11 protein-coding genes are annotated in these 19,868 nt (G+C 40.9%); 4 read left to right on the top strand and 7 right to left on the bottom strand.

Going from position 1 to position 19,868, the window contains the following annotated elements; translation table 11 throughout:
* Positions 1-60: 60 nt before the first annotated feature.
* The 4 genes from SB49_RS14930 to SB49_RS14915 are packed head-to-tail and all read right to left on the bottom strand — an operon-like array spanning position 61 to position 7,410.
* Positions 61-1,266: a hypothetical protein gene (locus SB49_RS14930; RefSeq protein WP_062058242.1), complete on the bottom strand. Its 1,206-nt coding sequence runs from the start codon at positions 1,264-1,266 to the stop codon at positions 61-63.
* Positions 1,256-1,747: a hypothetical protein gene (locus SB49_RS14925; protein WP_145758405.1), complete on the bottom strand. Its 492-nt coding sequence runs from the start codon at positions 1,745-1,747 to the stop codon at positions 1,256-1,258. Before SB49_RS14925 ends, SB49_RS14930 begins: the two co-directional genes overlap by 11 nt.
* 2 nt (positions 1,748-1,749) lie before the next feature.
* Positions 1,750-4,995 (bottom strand): fibronectin type III domain-containing protein, encoded by a 3,246-nt coding sequence (locus SB49_RS14920; RefSeq protein ID WP_062058236.1) that lies wholly within the window; start codon positions 4,993-4,995, stop codon positions 1,750-1,752.
* 3 nt (positions 4,996-4,998) lie between these two features.
* Positions 4,999-7,410: a hypothetical protein gene (locus tag SB49_RS14915; RefSeq protein WP_062058233.1), complete on the bottom strand. Its 2,412-nt coding sequence runs from the start codon at positions 7,408-7,410 to the stop codon at positions 4,999-5,001.
* A gap of 354 nt (positions 7,411-7,764) precedes the next feature.
* Here SB49_RS14915 and SB49_RS14910 point away from each other — a divergent pair, with 354 nt between their 5' ends.
* The 4 genes from SB49_RS14910 to SB49_RS15920 all read left to right on the top strand — a co-directional run bounded on the left by SB49_RS14910 (position 7,765) and on the right by SB49_RS15920 (position 10,652).
* On the top strand, positions 7,765-8,214 hold the full coding sequence (locus tag SB49_RS14910; RefSeq protein WP_062058230.1) for a hypothetical protein: 450 nt from the start codon (positions 7,765-7,767) through the stop codon (positions 8,212-8,214).
* A gap of 181 nt (positions 8,215-8,395) precedes the next feature.
* On the top strand, positions 8,396-9,031 hold the full coding sequence (locus tag SB49_RS14905; RefSeq protein WP_062058227.1) for a SanA/YdcF family protein: 636 nt from the start codon (positions 8,396-8,398) through the stop codon (positions 9,029-9,031).
* A 78-nt stretch (positions 9,032-9,109) separates the two neighbouring features.
* Positions 9,110-10,357, top strand: coding sequence for an NRAMP family divalent metal transporter (locus tag SB49_RS14900; protein WP_062058224.1), 1,248 nt, complete (start codon positions 9,110-9,112; stop codon positions 10,355-10,357).
* 103 nt (positions 10,358-10,460) lie between these two features.
* Positions 10,461-10,652: a hypothetical protein gene (locus SB49_RS15920; RefSeq protein WP_082591128.1), complete on the top strand. Its 192-nt coding sequence runs from the start codon at positions 10,461-10,463 to the stop codon at positions 10,650-10,652.
* A 6-nt stretch (positions 10,653-10,658) separates the two neighbouring features.
* Here the strand turns inward: SB49_RS15920 and SB49_RS14895 are convergent, their stop codons facing one another.
* From SB49_RS14895 to SB49_RS14885, 3 genes are read right to left on the bottom strand one after another with little or no spacing between them, the layout of a single operon-like run.
* Positions 10,659-12,581: an OmpA family protein gene (locus SB49_RS14895; protein WP_062058219.1), complete on the bottom strand. Its 1,923-nt coding sequence runs from the start codon at positions 12,579-12,581 to the stop codon at positions 10,659-10,661.
* A gap of 12 nt (positions 12,582-12,593) precedes the next feature.
* On the bottom strand, positions 12,594-13,559 hold the full coding sequence (locus SB49_RS14890) for a PorP/SprF family type IX secretion system membrane protein (RefSeq protein ID WP_062058214.1): 966 nt from the start codon (positions 13,557-13,559) through the stop codon (positions 12,594-12,596).
* 29 nt (positions 13,560-13,588) lie between these two features.
* A complete protein-coding gene (locus SB49_RS14885; RefSeq protein ID WP_062058211.1) occupies positions 13,589-19,765 on the bottom strand; it encodes a fibronectin type III domain-containing protein in 6,177 nt (2,058 codons plus the stop codon).
* Between the last annotated feature and the right edge of the window lie 103 nt (positions 19,766-19,868).

The following is a 19,868-nucleotide window of genomic DNA, read 5'->3' as shown; positions in this document are numbered from 1 at the left end:
TACAGGCACGAGCGTGACGCTCGCGCTAGCGGGATGAAACACCCCAATGTTTATTCATTTTTACTCATCTAAAAAACTATTCAATGATGATCTATTTTCATTTATATAAGCTAGCACCAAGTCAATATTAATTCCGCCATCACTACCTTTTATAAAGTCACTCATTTCTTGAATATCATCCTGTAAGATATTTTCTAAAAAATCAGGTTTACAGATTAAAACGAGCTCATTGATATTTTCTATTTCTTCCCCATTTTTTATAGAATATATTCCATTGTTCAGTGAAACAACATCTACTTCTTTTGCATTATTCTTGACGTATTTAATAACATGATATTCTTTATTTTCCTTGAAAACTATTACTTTATTTAAAAGCTGAATAGGTATATTTGATAATAAAGTAAGTTCAGGGCTGTTTGAATATTTCTCTTCTGTTTCTTCATTTCTGACTAAATCAGCCTCATTAGATTTATACTTTTGAAACCTTATGTTATCATATATAAATGGATGAGATAATTTGAAAGATTTTTTTTCCTGTTTAGAATTTAACTTGGCATTTCTAAAATTTACATCCTGAGAAATCAATCTTTCATCTCTCACCTCTTTATATAAATTATTGTTAGAAATTTTTAATTTTTCTAGATTATTAAATAACATCGTGATTTCTGGTAAATTATTCCTGTTTTTAGAATTTTGAATAATAGAGTCCCAAGTTTCAGTACTAGACTTACCAGTAAAGAAATCTTTTAGAAATGGCACTTTAAATTTCCCCAACAACTCATAGACTGCTCCTTGGTTTAAAATATTACTTAAATACCAACGTTCATTTACGTACTCCATTGATAGAACGGCAATAAATGGGAATGGTAGTTTTTCAAAAATGAAAGAATATTTCACATAAGCCATTTTCTTATCCTCAAGACCGAATTTGTATGTGGCTTCAATTTGTATATAATCCTCCGATGTTGCCTTCTTGACAGCATCAAAATGTTCTTGATCCCTCCCAATAAGAACGCTATCCAATAGGTATTCATTTCGTACCCATTCCATATTTGAAGCAGAAAGATAGGACTGTAATAAACCTTCTATCTTTGAATAGTCTATTTCTTCCATTGTTTCCACTTTATTGATCCTAAGTGGCGGTGAGTACACTGTATATTCCACATTAATGGGTAGATTATATTCAACCACATAACCGATATTGGTTTGTTGAGCCATTAAAAAATTAATCCCAAAAATTAGAAGTATGTTAAATTTAAATTTCATTTTTTTTTGACTTTTTAATTTTATAAACTATTATGGTTAATGGCACTGCCATAATGAACATTATGGCTCTAAACCAAGACTGTATCATCCAACCTTGAAAAGAGGAGTTATTAGAATCACTTATATCACCTTCTATAATATCTAGTATAATATTAAGATCTGGACAATACCAAATATTAAAATAATACTGCTGAAGTTTTTCATCAAAATGCCATTTACTTTCCATCGCTTTTATCCATCCTCTAATACTTCCATCCTTACCTGAAGATTTAATATTTCCGTAATACACCCATTCTCCTTGAGATCCTTCTGAATTATCTCCTGGTAATTTATGAGTGAAGTAAAATTTTTCCTTAATAAAATACTTGTCGGATTTACAGCTATATTTTATTAATTTAAAACTTTTATAATCATGAATAAATTCTGAAACTACAGCTCCAATACTAAAGAATAATAATAAGGTGTATATAAAAAGTTTCACTATCAATTTGGTTTATCTATTATCTGCACTTTCTTGTAAAATGGCGTAGCCTCTAATTTTTTTCCTAGTAATTTCACATATGCATTTGCCGAAATGTCCATCCAAACTCCTTGTCTTAGAATATAAACATCAAATTCTTTTCCTTTTTGCCAACCCAAGCTCATTAATTCAGCTTTTGCAATACCCTTTGCTTCTCCTGAAATTGAGAAGTAGTCGTTGCTCTTTAATAAACTTATTTCAGCCCCAGCACCCAATTCTACATTTAGTTTTATCAAAGCGGGGTCAATCCTTTTTGATTCTTCCTCCCATTTTTCTTGCTCTATCATTTTTCGTTCTACAAGCTCCGCTTTTAACTCTCCTCCTATTTGGGCTTTGGCTATAACGTAAACCTCCATAATCAAGACCTCTTTTGCGACATCTATAATATAATCAGGCAAAGGCAATTTATCATATGGCAAACCCCATACAGTCCACTGGACCTTACCATTGATGCCTAAATCTAAACCACCTGTTGTAATTTTCCTTTCATAATATAATCTACTACCCTCATCTTCAAAATTTTCAGTCTGCTGTTGCCAAGGCATTATATCAAAGTAGAAACCTATTTTGGAGGACAAATCATCTTTATTAATTTTTTCAATAAACGGTATTTTTTCCAAGTACTTAGAAAGCCTCTCTGATTGATTTGTCAATTCCAATGCATCTTTCAAAAATTTATTTGAACTACTACCAATTTTAAATGCATTTTTTTGAAAATCACTATCAAACCAAACCACGTCTATACTTTTATCGATAGCAGTGGGATAACCCGCTCTCACCGTGGTTGTGACTTCAGATTCATTTAATCTAATATTTCTAAAAATATTTAATCTAGCCTTGTCTTTTGGAAGATGATCTTCTGGACCATAATACCATTCAAGATTCAAATCATTTATCTCATTTTTATTTAAATCTGGACTTATCTTAATTCCATATGCGACTTCTTTATATTTAGAGGATTCAGTTAATCCCGTATCATCCAACAAATAGAGCTTTTGACCAGATTTTGCAATACGATTCTCCTTGTGCTTGGCATAAAGTTCCACTAAATCGAATTCCTTTCTTAAAACTTTTATTCCAATCCTTATTTTTTTAGAAGTCTCATCTGGATTGCTATTTCCTCTTGACCAATATTCTGATTCCAATGCTAAATACTCCCTTTCTTTTAAATCCAGATTAGTTTTCAATCCATCGCCTGCGGAACTCGAAGCAACTACATCATCCATATTAGCATGGGTACTCCATACTACTTTTGCCTCTTTCGAAACGTTCAATAATTCAAATTGCTGCCTTTCTAAATCACGTTTATAATTTATTTCTATCACATCCCCATGCTTGTATTTATTACCATTGTAGAAAATTAGGGCATCCTCGTTTTCTACAGAAACACTTGAATTTCCAGCATTATTAGAAGAATCTCCTGCTTGATCTGAATTTTCATTTGTTCCGGAATTTGAATTTGAGGTGCTTTCTCCAGGAGATTGAGTCGCGCCTGAATCTGAATTTGTTTCATTTTGAGACTCATTGTCTGCATTTGAACTCTGTGCATCATTTGATTCTTCAGTCGAATCTTCTTCATCAGTAGATTCATTTGCTTCACTTTTTCTATTGAAAACATCCTCTAAAATATTTTCAACCGTATCCCCCAGATCTGCCACAGCATCGTAGGCATTAGTAACCGTCTCAATAGCCGCATCCACATCAACAATATTCCCCAGAGTTGGGTCGTACATGGTGATGACCGTTCCTTCGGCCATTTGTTTATCGGTATTGATCAGCACATTGGTGAATTCTACCCCTACCCTAATACTGTTCAAATAAGGGATGGTCACATAGCCCTTTCCGGTAAACCTGCCATTGCTGCCACTTACCTCCAATATTTTAATGGGAAAATCTCCCGCGGTAAACTGCTCCCCCACCGTGATGCTGGGCAAGGGTTCTGTATTGCTTAAACTAAAGTCGGGCGTAATGCCGCACTCATACACACTGGCTTCATCATCGGCAATAAACGTGGTAAACTGCTTTACTATACTCCAATCGCTTTGAGTGACCACACATTTTTTCTGTACCTGGTATTCGTAAACCGTCCCAGCCTTTAAGTCCCACAGCGTAGTGGTGTTGGAAGTGGTCTTATTAAAAAACCACTCATTGTCGTTTCCTTTTTTGCGATAGCGCACTGTATACTCTGGAACATCCGTAGAAAAATCGTCCCAAAAAATATTGGCATTGGTACTGCCTTTAACCTCATGGTTTATAGCACTCGGTAAACTACAGACTCCCGCATAGCTAAAAGAATAGATTTCACTATATCCCTGATTTTTAAAGAGTCCTATTTCTTCCGTTCCTTGCCTCGCCTTGGCCTGTACCCGCCAGGCATAATTTTTATTGGATAGAAATAGCGGATCGGACGGACCATATACATAGGTGGTGGCCGAGGTAGTTGTGCGAAAAATAGGGGGCGAACTCAGAAAGGCCGCTTGGGGATCCACATAGGTGTCCCAGATCTCCACAATACTGAGTTCATACTCCACATTGCTCACATTGAGCTGCCTTGGCGTCCATTGGAACACTATATTCTGGGGATTGCGTTCTTCTATGTTGGTCTTGTTATAAGGCAATACCAAAAATGGGGGTTCGTTCTGAAAGATAACGGTGGTAGCACAGCTTTTTTGTGACAAGCGGTTGCCCGAAAGCACATCTATTATTTCAAAACAAAACTGATAAGCCCCTTCCGGTATGGCCCGCCCATAGACGTTGGGTGAGATACCTGTAATATTTTCAAACCTAAAATAAGGCGCCAATTCCATATTGGTAAGGGTCAGGGGGATCCCGCCTTCCAAAAAGAGTGTTGGCGCCCCAACTACAATATCATTACTCTGAAAAGAAATCCCATTACCTTGAAAATAAGCTTTTAGCCTAACTTCCCTATTGGTTATGGTGAAGTCATTTAGCACAACCTGGACCCGTAACGGGCTACTACTAGTACTGGCATCTGAATAACTGCTAAAATAAATTGGTGCAGGGGGAATTGCCTGCGGTATTACCTGTACGGGAAAAGATTGGGCCGATACTAAAGTGTAATTTCCAAGAACCAATAAAGCCCATAAAACGAAAACACGGAAGAAGTTTTTCCTTCCCCAGGAAAGTTGAAAAACCTTCCTAAAGATGAATGAACATAATCCTATAAGACAGTGTAATAGTCTCTTCATTCGCTAATTTTTGTTAATGTATTTCAATTCAAAAGTCTCTGGATTTACCGTATTGAGCGACTTTTTATAATAAAAGTCTATGATTTCATTTTCCAATAGTTCTTCCAATCGGACAATATCTTCATTGGTATCAAAATCCTTGTAGGCCTTGGACAACACGCCTTCCTTGAATTCCTTTAGATATGCTGTGGGTTCTTCTATAAACTGGATCCCAGCAAACTCTGAAAATTGCTTTTCCATCCAACGGTGCCCTACCAGTTTTTCCAATCTATCCTGCTGTAATATTAAAAGCTCTTTATACCCTTTTGCTAATTCCCTGTCTACTGAAGTAGTAATTTCTTTTTGGTGCAACGGATGTTCATCTACCTTTAATTTCTGATCTACAAATAGTTGCTCTAAAACCACATCGATTTTGCGCATGTCACGTTTTATTTTTTGAATGGCACTGAAAAGCGCTTCGTTATAAACCGCTTGAAAATCTCCGTATTCATATAAGGCTTTCAAAAAAATAAGCGCATTTTCATTGTAGGCTTCTTCCTTCTCTTGTTTTTTAACGATAGTCAAGAGCATCACCAGTTCTTCTTTTTTGAACAATGGAATAGAAGTAAACTGACTACTTCCAAAAACGGTGGACAGCTGATTGTTGATATTGGAAATAGTTCCGCTGTAGACTACATTTCTATATCTAAAACTGATGGTATTCTCATTGGCACTGGCATTGCGGCCACGAAGATCAAGATTGAGCCTAAAATTATCGAAGGCATAGCTATACCCAAAAGTGATAGTGACATCGGTGGTATTTGCCGTGGTAGTGTTTCTAAAAAGTGTAAGTATATTAAGACTCAAATTATGTTTTTGCAGCCAAACATAATTACTACCCAATCTAAAATTATAAACACTGCCCTGTTGCTCTCCATTATTAAAAGAAGTGTTATAGGAACTGGAGAGGTTTGTGCGTAATTTCTTGTCAAAAAACTGTTTCCCAACAGCCAGCGTTGGTCCAACCGTAAGATTATCTTCATCCCCTATGGTATTATAGGAGGTATTTGCCGCCAAGGAAATACTAAGAGCCTCCTGGGGATAGCCCAGAGTATAGGCCGCCGTACCATTATAGAAAGTAGAAAGTCCTCCTTCAATGGTCTCCCCTTCTTGTTGGTTGTTACTATTCTGATAGACCAAATTTAAGTTGGTGGTATGTTGTTTTGTATCCGTCTGCTTTAGGATGTAATTGATACCCAAATTGGCATTTTGGGAAATTTGCCGGTAGTTGAGCGTATCTACATTATCAAACTGACCCACTTGATTGATATAATCAAATTGGTCACGGATGTTGGTGTACGACTGAAAGTTCGAATATGACCCGTTTAGACCCAAGCGATCTGATGCTATATAATTTACATTAATGGCGGTCACGATCCGCTGTTGGTCCGAGGATTTGGCATTGTCCAAATTATCTTGTTGCACCCCCGCACTTAGACTCAGATTAACCTTTCCATTAAATATGGTCTGGTTGGCATTTACGGTTATATTTTCTAGATCATTATTAAAAAAATAGGCGCCAAATGTTTTATAATCCGGATCTATGCGCTCATATCCCACTCCTAAAGATCCATTACCTGCGGGATAATTGAAGGAGGCGTTTAACGCATTGTAATAATTGGTGCTTATATTTTCGTTTAGGGCAAAGGACAATAGCCCTTTTTCGGTCCTTTCTTCGTTTAATCTACTATCTTCCGTTACTCCTGAAATGGCGTATTCTATCCGGATTTGAGCCTTTTCAAAAACCTTGAATTCGGACTCAAAGGATACCACCGCATTCTCTTTTGGTGCTAATCCCAATTCCACGGGTATCGGATTCTCCAGGGAAGTTTCTTCGTCTTTCGCTTTAAAGAAAATGAGTCCTAATTTTACTTTCTCAAACTCATAGGCCGTTTTTAATCCGTAACCCATACGTTGATATGCCGTTAAACCTTGTGGTGCTTCCGGATTATATTCTGTGGCTCTGAGAAACCGTCCGTACATGACACTAATCTGAAAAGGACCTTCCGGAGTAAGATCTACCCCTGCTCCTGTAAATTGATGTCCACTTAAAGTATAGGGAGAAAAGGTCATGCTCACATCTCCAAGATGGGCAGCTGCCCATTTATAGGAAGGATTGAAGCTAAACCTATTGAATTTAAAGGGATTTGGAAAATCGAATTCCTGATTAGAATAGGTAAATGAAAATGGCACATTGTACAAACCAGCAATATTAAAATTTAAATTACCTGTCAGGTAATACGTCAATGCTTGCCTATTGGCAGCACCATCATAATAGACCGCATTTGCGGCTACACCCCCATTGTACCTCAAGAATTTTTCTTTGCCCAATTGGTCAAAATTCACAGATTGGGAAAAGGCTATTCCACAGCACATAAAAAAGGGAACAAAATATTTAAACAACGAAAATTTTCTTAAAAACTTAAATATAAGTTAAAATTTTAAATTGGCAGAATATTTTCGACAAACGGTTGTGGATTATTCAAATACGCCTAACACTAAAATCTATAGCTATTAACTCTATCGCAAGCTATTAATGACTCATATGCGACATTGTAATTCTCTAAGAAATAGAAAATTTGCCCCATTTTTTAACTCATATGATTAAAGGGGCATTGAAGATGGTAGTACAACGATTATTTGAACCGTTGAGGGTAGTGGATGTAATACGTATGCTATTATAAATTATTTTTGATCTGAGAACATCTATAAAATATAAAACGCTCGACCATGAAAAAACAATACTTTTTACTAATCGCTATTTTTTCTTTACTAATATCTGGATGTGGGAAAGACGATGCCACCGAAGTTATCCTGGCCAAAAATGTATTTGCATTGAGTCCAGTTTCCAATTCAAATATTTCTGGGAACGTTTCATTTGTAAAATATGAAGACGGAAGAACTGAAGTTATCTTGCAGATCAGCAATTCATCAAAAGATATTCACCCAGCCTATATTTATACCAATAGTCTTGAAGAAGGTGGTGCTGTAGCACTAACCCTTGAGCCTATTGAATGTGATTGTGAAGAAAGCATTACCGTTGTTTCCAAATTGGACAATGGAACCCCTATTACCTATGAGCAATTGATCAGTTTTAACGGGCATCTTAAAATACATCAGAATGCGGATAACCTAGAAGTGGTCATAGCCCAAGGAAATATTGGAGTTAATGCACAATAGGAATATTCAATAATTACCATTTTATAAGAAAACCCTGACCCATTGGCCAGGGTTTTTTAATGCCCTTTTCTTAGATACCAGCTAGCAGGAAATTTAATATTTAGTTATTTTCAACCAACTACTGTTTCTATCGAGAAAGATCAAATTGCTTTCCTTACCTTTAATTTGGAATTGATCAAGAATGAAGAAAAAAATTGTCCGTGTTTTTCTACTTTTAGCAACCACCATTATTTTGGTGTTGTTCATCAGTACTTTTTCAATACAACTCTTTACGTCAGGAAAAACATTTCACACCCTAAACAGGATTCCCAAAAACAAGGTAGGTTTGATTCTGGGCACGTCTAAGCGACTTACCTCTGGCAAACCAAATCCCTATTACCACAATCGTATATCTGCCACCGTTAGGCTCTATGACGCAGGAAAAATTGAATACATCTTGGTAAGCGGGGATAATGCCACCCTGTATTATAACGAGCCATACACCATAAAAAAAGATCTGATCAAGGCCGGAATACCAGAGAACAAGATCTTCTTGGACTATGCGGGGTTTAGAACCCTGGATTCCATGGTAAGGGCCAAGTATGTTTTTGGATTGGATAGTGTTACCGTAATTTCCCAAAAATTCCACAATGAAAGGGCTATATTTCTGGCCGAAAGAAAAGGACTGCATGCCATCGGTTTTAATGCCCAGGATATTACTGGAAGCGATGGGCTAAAGGTGCGGCTCAGAGAATATTTTGCCAGGGTAAAAGTCTTCATCGACCTTACTTTTAACACCCAGCCAAAATTTTACGGCAAAAAAATAGAGATCAAATAGTCAATTCTTACCATAATTTTTTTTATTCAAAATCTTTAAAAAATAGTACATTAGGGGCATTAGCCAACCCAACCAATAATGTCCAAATTAAAGATCCTCCTTAAAAACCTAGGCCCAGGTCTCCTTTTTGCCAGTATGGCCATAGGTACTTCACATCTAGTATTATCTACCAAAGCTGGTGCCCAATATGGCTGGATCATGATCATCCCCATTATCCTGGCCAATGTGCTTAAATATCCTTTCTTTGAATTTGGAGTGCGCTATACCAATGTGACCAACAGAACATTAATTGAAGGCTATCTCAACAGAGGAAAGGGCTACCTGTGGTTCTACGCTTTTATCACACTCATTTCTACCTTTACCATTTTGGCTACCCTCTATGTGGTTACCTCGGGCCTCTTCATCAATCTCTTTAAAATTAATGATGCTTCGGTAAGTATGGTCGCCCTTGGACTATTCGCTTTTATAAGTGCACTGCTGATCATTGGAAAGTACAAGTTCCTGGAGACGTCCTTAAAATTGGTGGTTTCCATTCTTTTTATAGCCCTTATTGTAACCACGGCCTTAGTGATATTTAAAGGCAATGTAGCCACTGCAGACAATTTTGTGCCTTTGCCCATCTTTAACGAGGTAGGCATATTATTCTTGATTGGTCTGGTGGGATGGATGCCAACGGCCGTTGAAGCTTCTAGCTGGATCAGTCTTTGGACCATAGAAAAATTTAAGATCACCAATACCAAATTATCACTACCAGAAGCCCTACAGGAATTTAATGTGGGATATCTTCTGACGGGCCTACTGGCCATTTTCTTTATGGTCATCGGCTGGATGACCTTGTACGGCACCAATACGGTAATCAGTGGCAATGCTGTTGCTTTTTCTGATCAATTAATACAAATGTTCACCACCCATATTGGGGAGTGGACCTATGCCTTTATTGCTACTGCAGCCTTTGCCACCATGTTCAGCACCTGTATGACGGCACATGATGCGCTGGCACGGGTCAGCTTGGATATCATTGGCCTACTATCCCCAAAAACAAAAACCAATAAACTACAATTTTCAGTGGCAATTATTCTCTTGGCTATAGTGAACTTTTTGGTCATTACCGTTTTTAGTGGCAATATGGGGCAATTGGTGGCCTTGGCAACCTTTGTCTCTTTTGTCCTGGCTCCCATCATTGGATATATGAACCTAAAAAATGTAATGAGCACGGATTTACCGGCATCGGCACAACCTGGTAAAGGCTTGAGAATAATGACCTATTTGGGTATTCTTTTCCTCAGTTTTTTTGCCATTTATTACTGTTGGATGATCTTCTTTTAATATAAAAATACAACCCAAAACCTACGCCCTACCAAAGACTTAACAGCTAAAACTTGCTATTGTCCCTTCAATTTAAGACCTTTACAACCTAAAGTGCGATAGTATGAGATTGATTAGCGTTATAAGAAAGACAAGAAACGAAAGAAGGTACACCCCTAAAATGGGTAACTTTTACACCAAGGTGACCTATATTAAAAAAGTCATATTGGGCATCCCAGTACGCACCCTTCACAAGTACCGCGAGACCTATTACGGGAAGGTTAAGGATTGTGAATCCTGCAATCTCGCGAAATAAATATTCCTAAAAGATAGTCTTGTAATTCAAGACAACTAGTAACGTCCTTTCATTCTGTTGGTGCAACATATCCAAACAAAAAACTCCGTTGGTGCAGTTATTTGTGATTTTCTCTTCACCAAATCCTACAGTGAACAATATATTATCGGCGCTCACTCCGTTTTGGAGCAAATACCTTTTGATGGCTTCAGAACGTTCTTGGGATAACTTTAAATTATAACTATTACTTCCCCTACTGTCGGTATGTGTTTCAATTCTGAGTTGAAGCTTCGGGAACTTGGTCAAAGCAACTACTACCTTATCTAGTTCCATAGCTATTTCAGGAGTAATGGTACTTCTTCCTTTCCCAAAATAAAACTTTCTCAGTTTTAAAACCGTCTGATTCTCCTTTTCTTCTACCACATCCTCCAAGGCCAAAACACCAGGGTTAAAATCATTTTTTTGCAAGCTTTCCAATTTCTCATCTTGATATGTTTCCAGATATGTTGAATGCCTATCCTTGGATGCTTCTATCGTTATCACATTTTGAAATGGAATCTCAACTGAATAATCGCCTTCTTCATTGGCATACAGCTCTTTTATGACTACTCCATCCTTATCCAGTAAACGTATTTTTGCCTTTTGAATTCCTTGATTCGTTGCAAGGTTTATTACCTTACCTTTTACAGCAAAAGTTTTTAGTCCAAGTGATTGTTTTGCATGGAAGGAATATATATCATCGTTTCCTTTTCCACCGGCTCTATTGGACGCAAAGTACCCCATTAGACCATTAGATCCGTTTTCCCTAATAATTAAACCAAAATCATCGGAAGAAGTATTAATGCCAATTCCCAGATTAACTGGAATACTGAAATTATTATTAGACTTCATATTAGCTTTATAAACATCCATCCCCCCTAATCCATAAAAAATATCGGAAGAAAAATACAGGCTGTTTTCATAAATATAAGGTGCTATTTCATTTCCTGCGGTATTGATCCTAGGTCCCAAGTTTATTGGGGAGGACATAATCTGTCCGTCATTGGTATACACATAATAAATATCTGTTCCTCCGTATCCTTCAGGAAAATTCGCCGCAAAAAACAGTCTACCGGTAGCGTATTCAAAAAACGGGTAATAAAAGGAGGTACTCAAATCCCTCAATAAAAATTTAAAATTTCCATTTTGATCTACCATTCCCATAGATAGGGCATTTCTTCCGTTTTTGTCAAATGACAATTCATCTCCATCTGCATTGGAAAGGATATAAAAGGTACTTTTTAGTTCCTTGGAATAATAAGGAGTGGCCTCATGGTAAATGGTCTCCGGAATATTATCAAATGATTGTGCAACCAAAACATCACCATCCTTTTCTATCCTTCCAATCATAATATCCATATACGACTCCCCTGAAGGTGCATATTTTTCTTTTATATTTTCATTTCTCGCACTGGTAAACAATAGGCGATCTTCATAAAATGAAGGAGAAAAATCTGCCTGTGCACTATTGGTTCGAAGGTTTAATACTTCTATATCACTTTCAGATTGTGCTTTTAAAAGCTCGTTGTTAAAATCATAATTTTCCAGAATTTCTACAGGAAATTCCCTTTTCCTGGTCTCCAAAAATGTAGCAACACTTTCCCTGCCCTTTGTTTTGGAAAGCGCTTGGAGCATCTTATTAAAATATGCGTTGGACATGGTGGTGTCTCTCTTAAATACATCCAAATATATTTCTGCTGATTTTGCGTACTCGTCGGTCTTAAAATAAGAATCGGCCAAGTTCAGGAATTGCTGATTTGATAGTTTGGATTTGCGCATCTCCAATTGATACTGTTTAATAGCGGCCTTAAAATCATATTCAAAGAATAAAATATCCCCCTTTGATGTTTTGACCTGTGCCGAGGAAATTGCACCCAGTAATAAAAATAATATTAGTGTCCTTAATTTCATGGTAAGCTACTTTTAAAAGAATCTTGGGGTATCTATTTGTTTTGGTTTGCCTTTGGCATTTTTATCTTTATCCCGCTTAGTACCATCCCCTTTGCCTAAATAAAATTTTAGGATGATTTCATGGGAACCACTATTGTACTGCCCTAGCCCATTGGTGTTGTAATCATAGGAATACCCTACAAAAGTTCCACTGGATACTTGGAATCCTGCCAGACCGCTAACCGCATTGTCCACTCTATATGAGGCCCCTACCGTAAAGACATCGCTGATTAAAAAGTTGGAAGAAACATTGATGTTCAACGGCAGCCCATTTACATAGTTAAGCAAAAAAGCCGGTTTGAGCTTTACATTATTAGAAAGTTCAAAAACATAGCCCCCAATAAAGTTGAACTGCATTTTATCATCCACAATGGTCGCTACCTCTTCATTATAAATGCCACTGGTCAAAAAGTTGGGTATGGATAGTCCCGTATACCAATTGTCTGCATATAAAAAGGCTCCAGCCCCAATGGTTGGATAAAAATTGTTGATGGTGGACCCATTCAATAAGGGTTCATTCGGGTTTTCAAAATCACCTTTTGAGAAATCAACATTTAAAAACGATCCCCCTGCGTCTATCCCAAAGGACAGCTTGGCATCATCGGATACCTGTACCTGATAGGCATAGGCAATATCCACAAAGGTTTGGGAGGAAGGCCCCAATTGATCATTGACCACATTAAAACCAAGTCCGTTCTTCTCGTTGGACATTGGAATGTTTACCCCAAACCTCATGGTCCGTGGTGCCCCTTCAATATCTATCCACTGTGCCCTGTAGAGTCCTGCAATCTCGGCATTGTCCACACTGGCCGAATATGCCGGGTTAAAACTTCCAATATTGTACATATATTGGGTGTATTGTGGCTCTTTTTGGCCAAAAACCGATATCGTGGCAAAAAGTAGAAGGATGCAAAAATATAACCTATTGCTTTTTCCCATGTTGCGTGTGCTGTAAACCATGTTTCTAATTATCTAATAATTTGGATCCATCCTTTTCTTACTTCCGAACCGTCTCCCAGATCCAGTACATAAAAATAGGTGCCTTTTGGCAATTGCCCGTTCTTGCCCTCACCGGTCCAGGTATTGTCATAACCGCTGACCGAATAAACCTGATTGCCGTAACGGTCATAGATTTCGAGGGTGTTGTTTTGATATTGGGTCTCCTGAATATTGTTAATGATCAAGACATCGTTGACCCCGTCTCCATTGGGGGAAAATTGATTGAAAACAAAACCAGGTTCATCGCTGGATCGCGGGGCGACCGTTACTGAAACCGTGCTTGTATTATTCGTGCTATTTCCATCAGAAGGGGAAGAGCTCACCAAAGCGGCTATGTTCTGATAGCTCCCTTCACGAGGCACCGTTACGGTAATCAATAACGTAGCCTCTTCTTGTGGCGCTATGGACATAAGGCTCCATCTGCCCGTTACTTCATCATAGCTTCCATTGGAAGCTATATTAGATACGTATTGAAAACCGTTAATCTGTTCTCCAACAAGATCATTAATGACCACATTTGCCACCGTAATTTGGCTCAGGTTGGTCAGTGTAACCGTAAACGTGATCTGTCGCCCTGCGGTAGGGGTGGCATTATCCACTGTTTTGGCAACTTGTAGATCTATGGTACAGGCCGCAGAAATATTTGGGATACAGGCATCATCATTGGCAGGATCCTCTTGGTCTACCACTCCATCATTGTCGGAATCCAGGATATCAGAATCTAGCGCATCTATAATGCCATCACCATCTTCATCCAAGGGGTTGTTGAGATCGTCACCAACTTCCACCCCGTCATTTATACCATCCCCATCTGTATCCGGATTATTGGGATCGGTGCCCAACGTAGTCTCTTGTCCGTCTAACAACCCGTCATTATCTGAATCTACTGTACAGGAAATGACGGATATGGTAACACTTACCGATTCATCGGTACAGGGCGCTTGCGCCCCCGTAGTGGTATAGGTGAAAACATAATCACCATTGGCCAGACCCTCAAAATCAACAATATTATCGGTCCCTATCTCAATGCTGCTACCTGCTGGAACTGTAGTAACACTCCAAACCCCGGCATCTGCACCAGTAAGGGTATCATCCAGATCCAAGGTGGTAGGTCCGCCCGCAGCAACACTACAAGCGCCCATATCCGTGGCGGTACCTGCCGATGGGGTTTCATTAATAGTAGCCACAACAGCTTCCCTTGCCGAGGTACAGCCGTTGGCGGTTGCCTCTACATAATAGGTGGTCGTAGCCGTTAACAGTGGAGTGGTAAAACTTTCTCCCGTGGCCACACTTACACCTCCTGAAGGGGTGGTGAACCAACTGATGGAACCTTCAGAAAACGTCGCCCCCAAGGTAGCAGAACCTTCGCCGCATATCTCAGCAGGCGTGGTAGAAGTTATGGTTGGACTAGAATTGAATTCTAAGGTGACCTCTAGAGCCGGACTGGCACAGTTGTTCGCCGCATCATAGAAGAAACCATAATACGTCCCTGGGAAATCCGAAGGCACCACAGAATCAGGTAAATGCGAATCCGTATCCAAAAGGTCTAGGTTGTTGGTGGTCCAGGTCAGTACCGAGCCCGCAGGAACCGTACTATTGGTATAGGCATCCAGGTCCTGTTCCACGGCATCGCAAAATACGGTCTCTATCAAAGGATCTAGCTCAGGTGCTAGATTACCTGCAGGACACACCTCGTCATCCAAGATAGTTCCTATTCCCGTTGGGTCTCCTATACTTACCAAAGGATTATCCGTGCTTGTTAAAGTGACTGTAAATTCTTCACTCGGTTCCACTTCTTCATCATCTATGATAGGAATAACAATTTCTACTGTCTCACCGTCAAATCCAGTAAATGAAGCAGAACTCGAAACCGAGGTATAATCTTGACCAACTAGGGCTGTACCATCTGATGTGGTATAATTCACATTAAAGCTACCTACGTTTGAAGGAGTTGATAAGGTCAATATAAATCTTATTATACCTCCAGAAATATTAAAATCCTCATTAACTGAAACATCGTTTATAGTGACATTTGCCGAATCATTATCTGTAATATTAATTACTCCGCGACCTCCAGCAACTATTACAACATTTCCAATACTTTGTACATTACTTAGATCTACAAAAAAAGTTTCACTTGATTCTACTAAAAAATCATCATTTATAATTATCTCAATAGTTCGTACTTCTAAATTAGTGCCCGAAAAAGTTAGAGTGTTGCTTGTTGCTAGATAATCATCTGGAATAACTGAAGTTGCAGAATCATCTTGTGTTGCATAATCTACTGTAAAACTATTAGCAACATTACCGGTTAAAGTTACTTCTAATATAGCTGTTCCAACATCCTCATTTACCGTAATATTATTTATAGTGAGACTTGCAGCATCATTATCGTTATTTATGACAGTAACGTCATCCACATCATCAGCTCCCAGGGCATTGTAATTTGGGTCTGCAGAAGTAACATCCCCAGTAATAATGGTATAGGTAATAGGGCCATCTACAACGGCTCCGTCATCTACACCGGTAACCGTAACGGTCTCCCCTGTTTGCCAATTGGCAGAGGTCAATACAACGTTTGCCGGCACCGTTCCTTCTGCTGTATTACTACTGCTCAATGAGATGGTTACATCGGCTGTGGGCTGGCTGTCCAGAGAAACCGTAAATGTTGCCGTTCCTCCAGTTTCTGAAGTATTATCACTAATAGCACTGATATTCACTCCCACACTATCGTCATCTGCATTGGTAACACTTACTGTTTGATCGGCCAGTGGATCAAAATTATCATCACTGCTTCCGTCCAAAACGCTTACGGTGACATCGTAATTTACAGGACCATCTACAAAATCGTCATTAACAGGAGTTACTGAAACAGTTCTTGGCGTATTAAATGTTCCTGGGGTAAAGGTCAATGTACCAGCAGAAACCGTCCCTTCTGTGGTATCACCTGAAGTTATAGAAAATACCACATTACTTGATGGGGCAGCATTCAATACTACCGTAAAATCTTGTGAACCTCCAGCTTCTGAAGTGTTTAATGTTATTGGAGTCACGGTGTATCCTGCATTATCATCGTCGTTGTTGGTAACACTTACCAACTGATCCGCTAAGGGATCAAAAGTATCGTCACTGCTCGCATCAAGAACGCTTACCGTGACATTATAGGTGATATCGCCTTCTACAATCGCATCGTCAACGGGGGAAACCGTCACTGTTTGTGCACTATTGTAATTTCCCGGGGTAAAGGTCAGCGTCCCTGGTGAAACCGTACCTTCAGAAGTGTCCCCAGATGTTACAGAAAATACCACATTACTAGTTGGTGCAGCATTCAGCACCACGGTAAATGTAGTATTGGCGCCACCCTCCGTGGTTGTTAATGTAATCGGGGTTACCGTGTAACCTGCTGTATCGTTGTCGGTGTTGACCACCGTGACGTCCGCAGCATTAAGACCAGAATAATTCGTGTCCGTGGACGTTGCCGCTCCGGTGATGATATCATAGCTGATGTCCCCGTCAACAATCGCATCGTCCACTCCAGTGACCGTTATGGTCTGGGCCGTGTCCCAATTGGCAGTCGTAAAAACCGCGTTGGCAACCGATAGGGTGCCCTCGCCAGTGTCGTTGCTGTTCAAGGGGATCGTTACGCTCGCAGTGGGCTGTGTGTTCAAAACTATCGTGAAGTCCGCAGTGCCGCCGGCCTCCGTCGTCGGACCGCTGATCGCGGATACCGTGATGCCTGCAACATCGTTGTCTGTTATATTCACTGTGGCATTTGCAGGAGTGCCCAGTACATAACCGGTCCCAGCAGTGAGAGTGAGAACCACCGTTTCATTCCCTTCAACTAATGCATCATCAACAGGGGTGATCGTCACAGGTGCACTAATCGCATTGTTCGGTATGGATACTGAAGTACCAATGCCCGAATAATCATTTGTATTTGTTGCCGTACCACCAATCGTATAGTTCACAACTATCGTTCCGCCACTCGTGTTGGTCGTATTCAAACTCACTGTAAAAGTACCAGAATCGGTACCAGTTTCGGAGGCAGAAGCATCTGTCGCAGCAATCGAGGCAAAATAGGCAGTGGTGGTCTCATTGACCGTATTGCTGTCCAAGGACTCGTTGCCCGCCGCATCGATCGCCCTTACCGTAAAGGCATAGACGGTATTCGGGGACAGACCCGTCACATTGAAAGTTGTAATCGCTCCACCCGTCGTAGTGATCAGAGAACCATCTTGAAAGACCCTGTAACCCGTCACTCCAACATTGTCCGTGGAGGCGTCCCAGTTCAGAGTCGTACCCGTCGAGGTCGTACCGCTCGCAGCCAATCCCGTAGGCGCACTTGGGGGAGTTACGTCACCGGTGGTGGTCTCATTGACCGTATTGCTGTCCAAGGACTCGTTGCCCGCCGCATCGATCGCCCTTACCGTAAAGGCATAGACGGTATTCGGGGACAGACCCGTCACATTGAAAGTTGTAATCGCTCCACCCGTCGTAGTGATCAGAGAACCATCTTGAAAGACCCTGTAACCCGTCACTCCAACATTGTCCGTGGAGGCGTCCCAGTTCAGAGTCGTACCCGTCGAGGTCGTACCGCTCGCAGCCAATCCCGTAGGCGCACTTGGGGGAGTTACGTCACCGGTGGTGGTCTCATTGACCGTATTGCTGTCCAAGGACTCGTTGCCCGCCGCATCGATCGCCCTTACCGTAAAGGCATAGACGGTATTCGGGGACAGACCCGTCACATTGAAAGTTGTAATCGCTCCACCCGTCGTAGTGATCAGAGAACCATCTTGAAGGACCCTGTAACCCGTCACTCCAACATTGTCCGTGGAGGCGTCCCAGTTCAGAGTCGTACCCGTCGAGGTCGTACCGCTCGCAGCCAATCCCGTAGGCGCACTTGGGGGAGTTACGTCACCGGTGGTGGTCTCATTGACCGTATTGCTGTCCAAGGACTCGTTGCCCGCCGCATCGATCGCCCTTACCGTAAAGGCATAGACGGTATTCGGGGACAGACCCGTCACATTGAAAGTTGTAATCGCTCCACCCGTCGTAGTGATCAGAGAACCATCTTGAAAGACCCTGTAACCCGTCACTCCAACATTGTCCGTGGAGGCGTCCCAGTTCAGAGTCGTACCCGTCGAGGTCGTACCGCTCGCAGCCAATCCCGTAGGCGCACTTGGGGGAGTTACGTCACCGGTGGTGGTCTCATTGACCGTATTGCTGTCCAAGGACTCGTTGCCCGCCGCATCGATCGCCCTTACCGTAAAGGCATAGACGGTATTCGGGGACAGACCCGTCACATTGAAAGTTGTAATCGCTCCACCCGTCGTAGTGATCAGAGAACCATCTTGAAAGACCCTGTAACCCGTCACTCCAACATTGTCCGTGGAGGCGTCCCAGTTCAGAGTCGTACCCGTCGAGGTCGTACCGCTCGCAGCCAATCCCGTAGGCGCACTTGGGGGAGTTACGTCACCGGTGGTGGTCTCATTGACCGTATTGCTGTCCAAGGACTCGTTGCCCGCCGCATCGATCGCCCTTACCGTAAAGGCATAGACGGTATTCGGGGACAGACCCGTCACATTGAAAGTTGTAATCGCTCCACCCGTCGTAGTGATCAGAGAACCATCTTGAAAGACCCTGTAACCCGTCACTCCAACATTGTCCGTGGAGGCGTCCCAGTTCAGAGTCGTACCCGTCGAGGTCGTACCGCTCGCAGCCAATCCCGTAGGCGCACTTGGGGGAGTTACGTCACCGGTGGTGGTCTCATTGACCGTATTGCTGTCCAAGGACTCGTTGCCCGCCGCATCGATCGCCCTTACCGTAAAGGCATAGACGGTATTCGGGGACAGACCCGTCACATTGAAAGTTGTAATCGCTCCACCCGTCGTAGTGATCAGAGAACCATCTTGAAGGACCCTGTAACCCGTCACTCCAACATTGTCCGTGGAGGCGTCCCAGTTCAGAGTCGTACCCGTCGAGGTCGTACCGCTCGCAGCCAATCCCGTAGGCGCACTTGGGGGAGTCGTGTCTTGCCCAAACCCTTGAAACCCTAAAATTAAAAATGCTCCCACTAAAAGAGCTCTTTTTAGACCGTTTCCTATGAATGAAGTTGTAAGGAAACTATATGTTTTTTTTAATATCATAATCCTGTGCTAAAAAATCAATCAAAACTAAAGACACAATATGCCGAAATATTTCGAAAAAATAAGGATGTAATATTACGAAAAAAGAAGCCTAACCGCTAAC

The sequence above is a fragment of the Sediminicola sp. YIK13 genome (genome assembly GCF_001430825.1).
GTDB lineage: Bacteria > Bacteroidota > Bacteroidia > Flavobacteriales > Flavobacteriaceae > Sediminicola.
This window is presented reverse-complemented; position numbering and strand designations above follow the sequence as displayed.

Bases quoted from the DNA above. Each gene is read 5' to 3' on its own strand.
- SB49_RS14910 (WP_062058230.1), top strand. From the start codon at position 7,765: ATGAAAAAACAATACTTTTTACTAATCGCTATTTTTTCTTTACTAATA.
- SB49_RS15920 (WP_082591128.1), top strand. From the start codon at position 10,461: ATGAGATTGATTAGCGTTATAAGAAAGACAAGAAACGAAAGAAGGTAC.
- SB49_RS14915 (WP_062058233.1), bottom strand. From the start codon at position 7,410: ATGTGCTGTGGAATAGCCTTTTCCCAATCTGTGAATTTTGACCAATTG.
- SB49_RS14890 (WP_062058214.1), bottom strand. From the start codon at position 13,559: ATGGGAAAAAGCAATAGGTTATATTTTTGCATCCTTCTACTTTTTGCC.
- SB49_RS14920 (WP_062058236.1), bottom strand. From the start codon at position 4,995: ATGAAGAGACTATTACACTGTCTTATAGGATTATGTTCATTCATCTTT.
- SB49_RS14900 (WP_062058224.1), top strand. From the start codon at position 9,110: ATGTCCAAATTAAAGATCCTCCTTAAAAACCTAGGCCCAGGTCTCCTT.
- SB49_RS14930 (WP_062058242.1), bottom strand. From the start codon at position 1,266: ATGAAATTTAAATTTAACATACTTCTAATTTTTGGGATTAATTTTTTA.
- SB49_RS14885 (WP_062058211.1), bottom strand. From the start codon at position 19,765: ATGATATTAAAAAAAACATATAGTTTCCTTACAACTTCATTCATAGGA.
- SB49_RS14895 (WP_062058219.1), bottom strand. From the start codon at position 12,581: ATGAAATTAAGGACACTAATATTATTTTTATTACTGGGTGCAATTTCC.
- SB49_RS14905 (WP_062058227.1), top strand. From the start codon at position 8,396: ATGAAGAAAAAAATTGTCCGTGTTTTTCTACTTTTAGCAACCACCATT.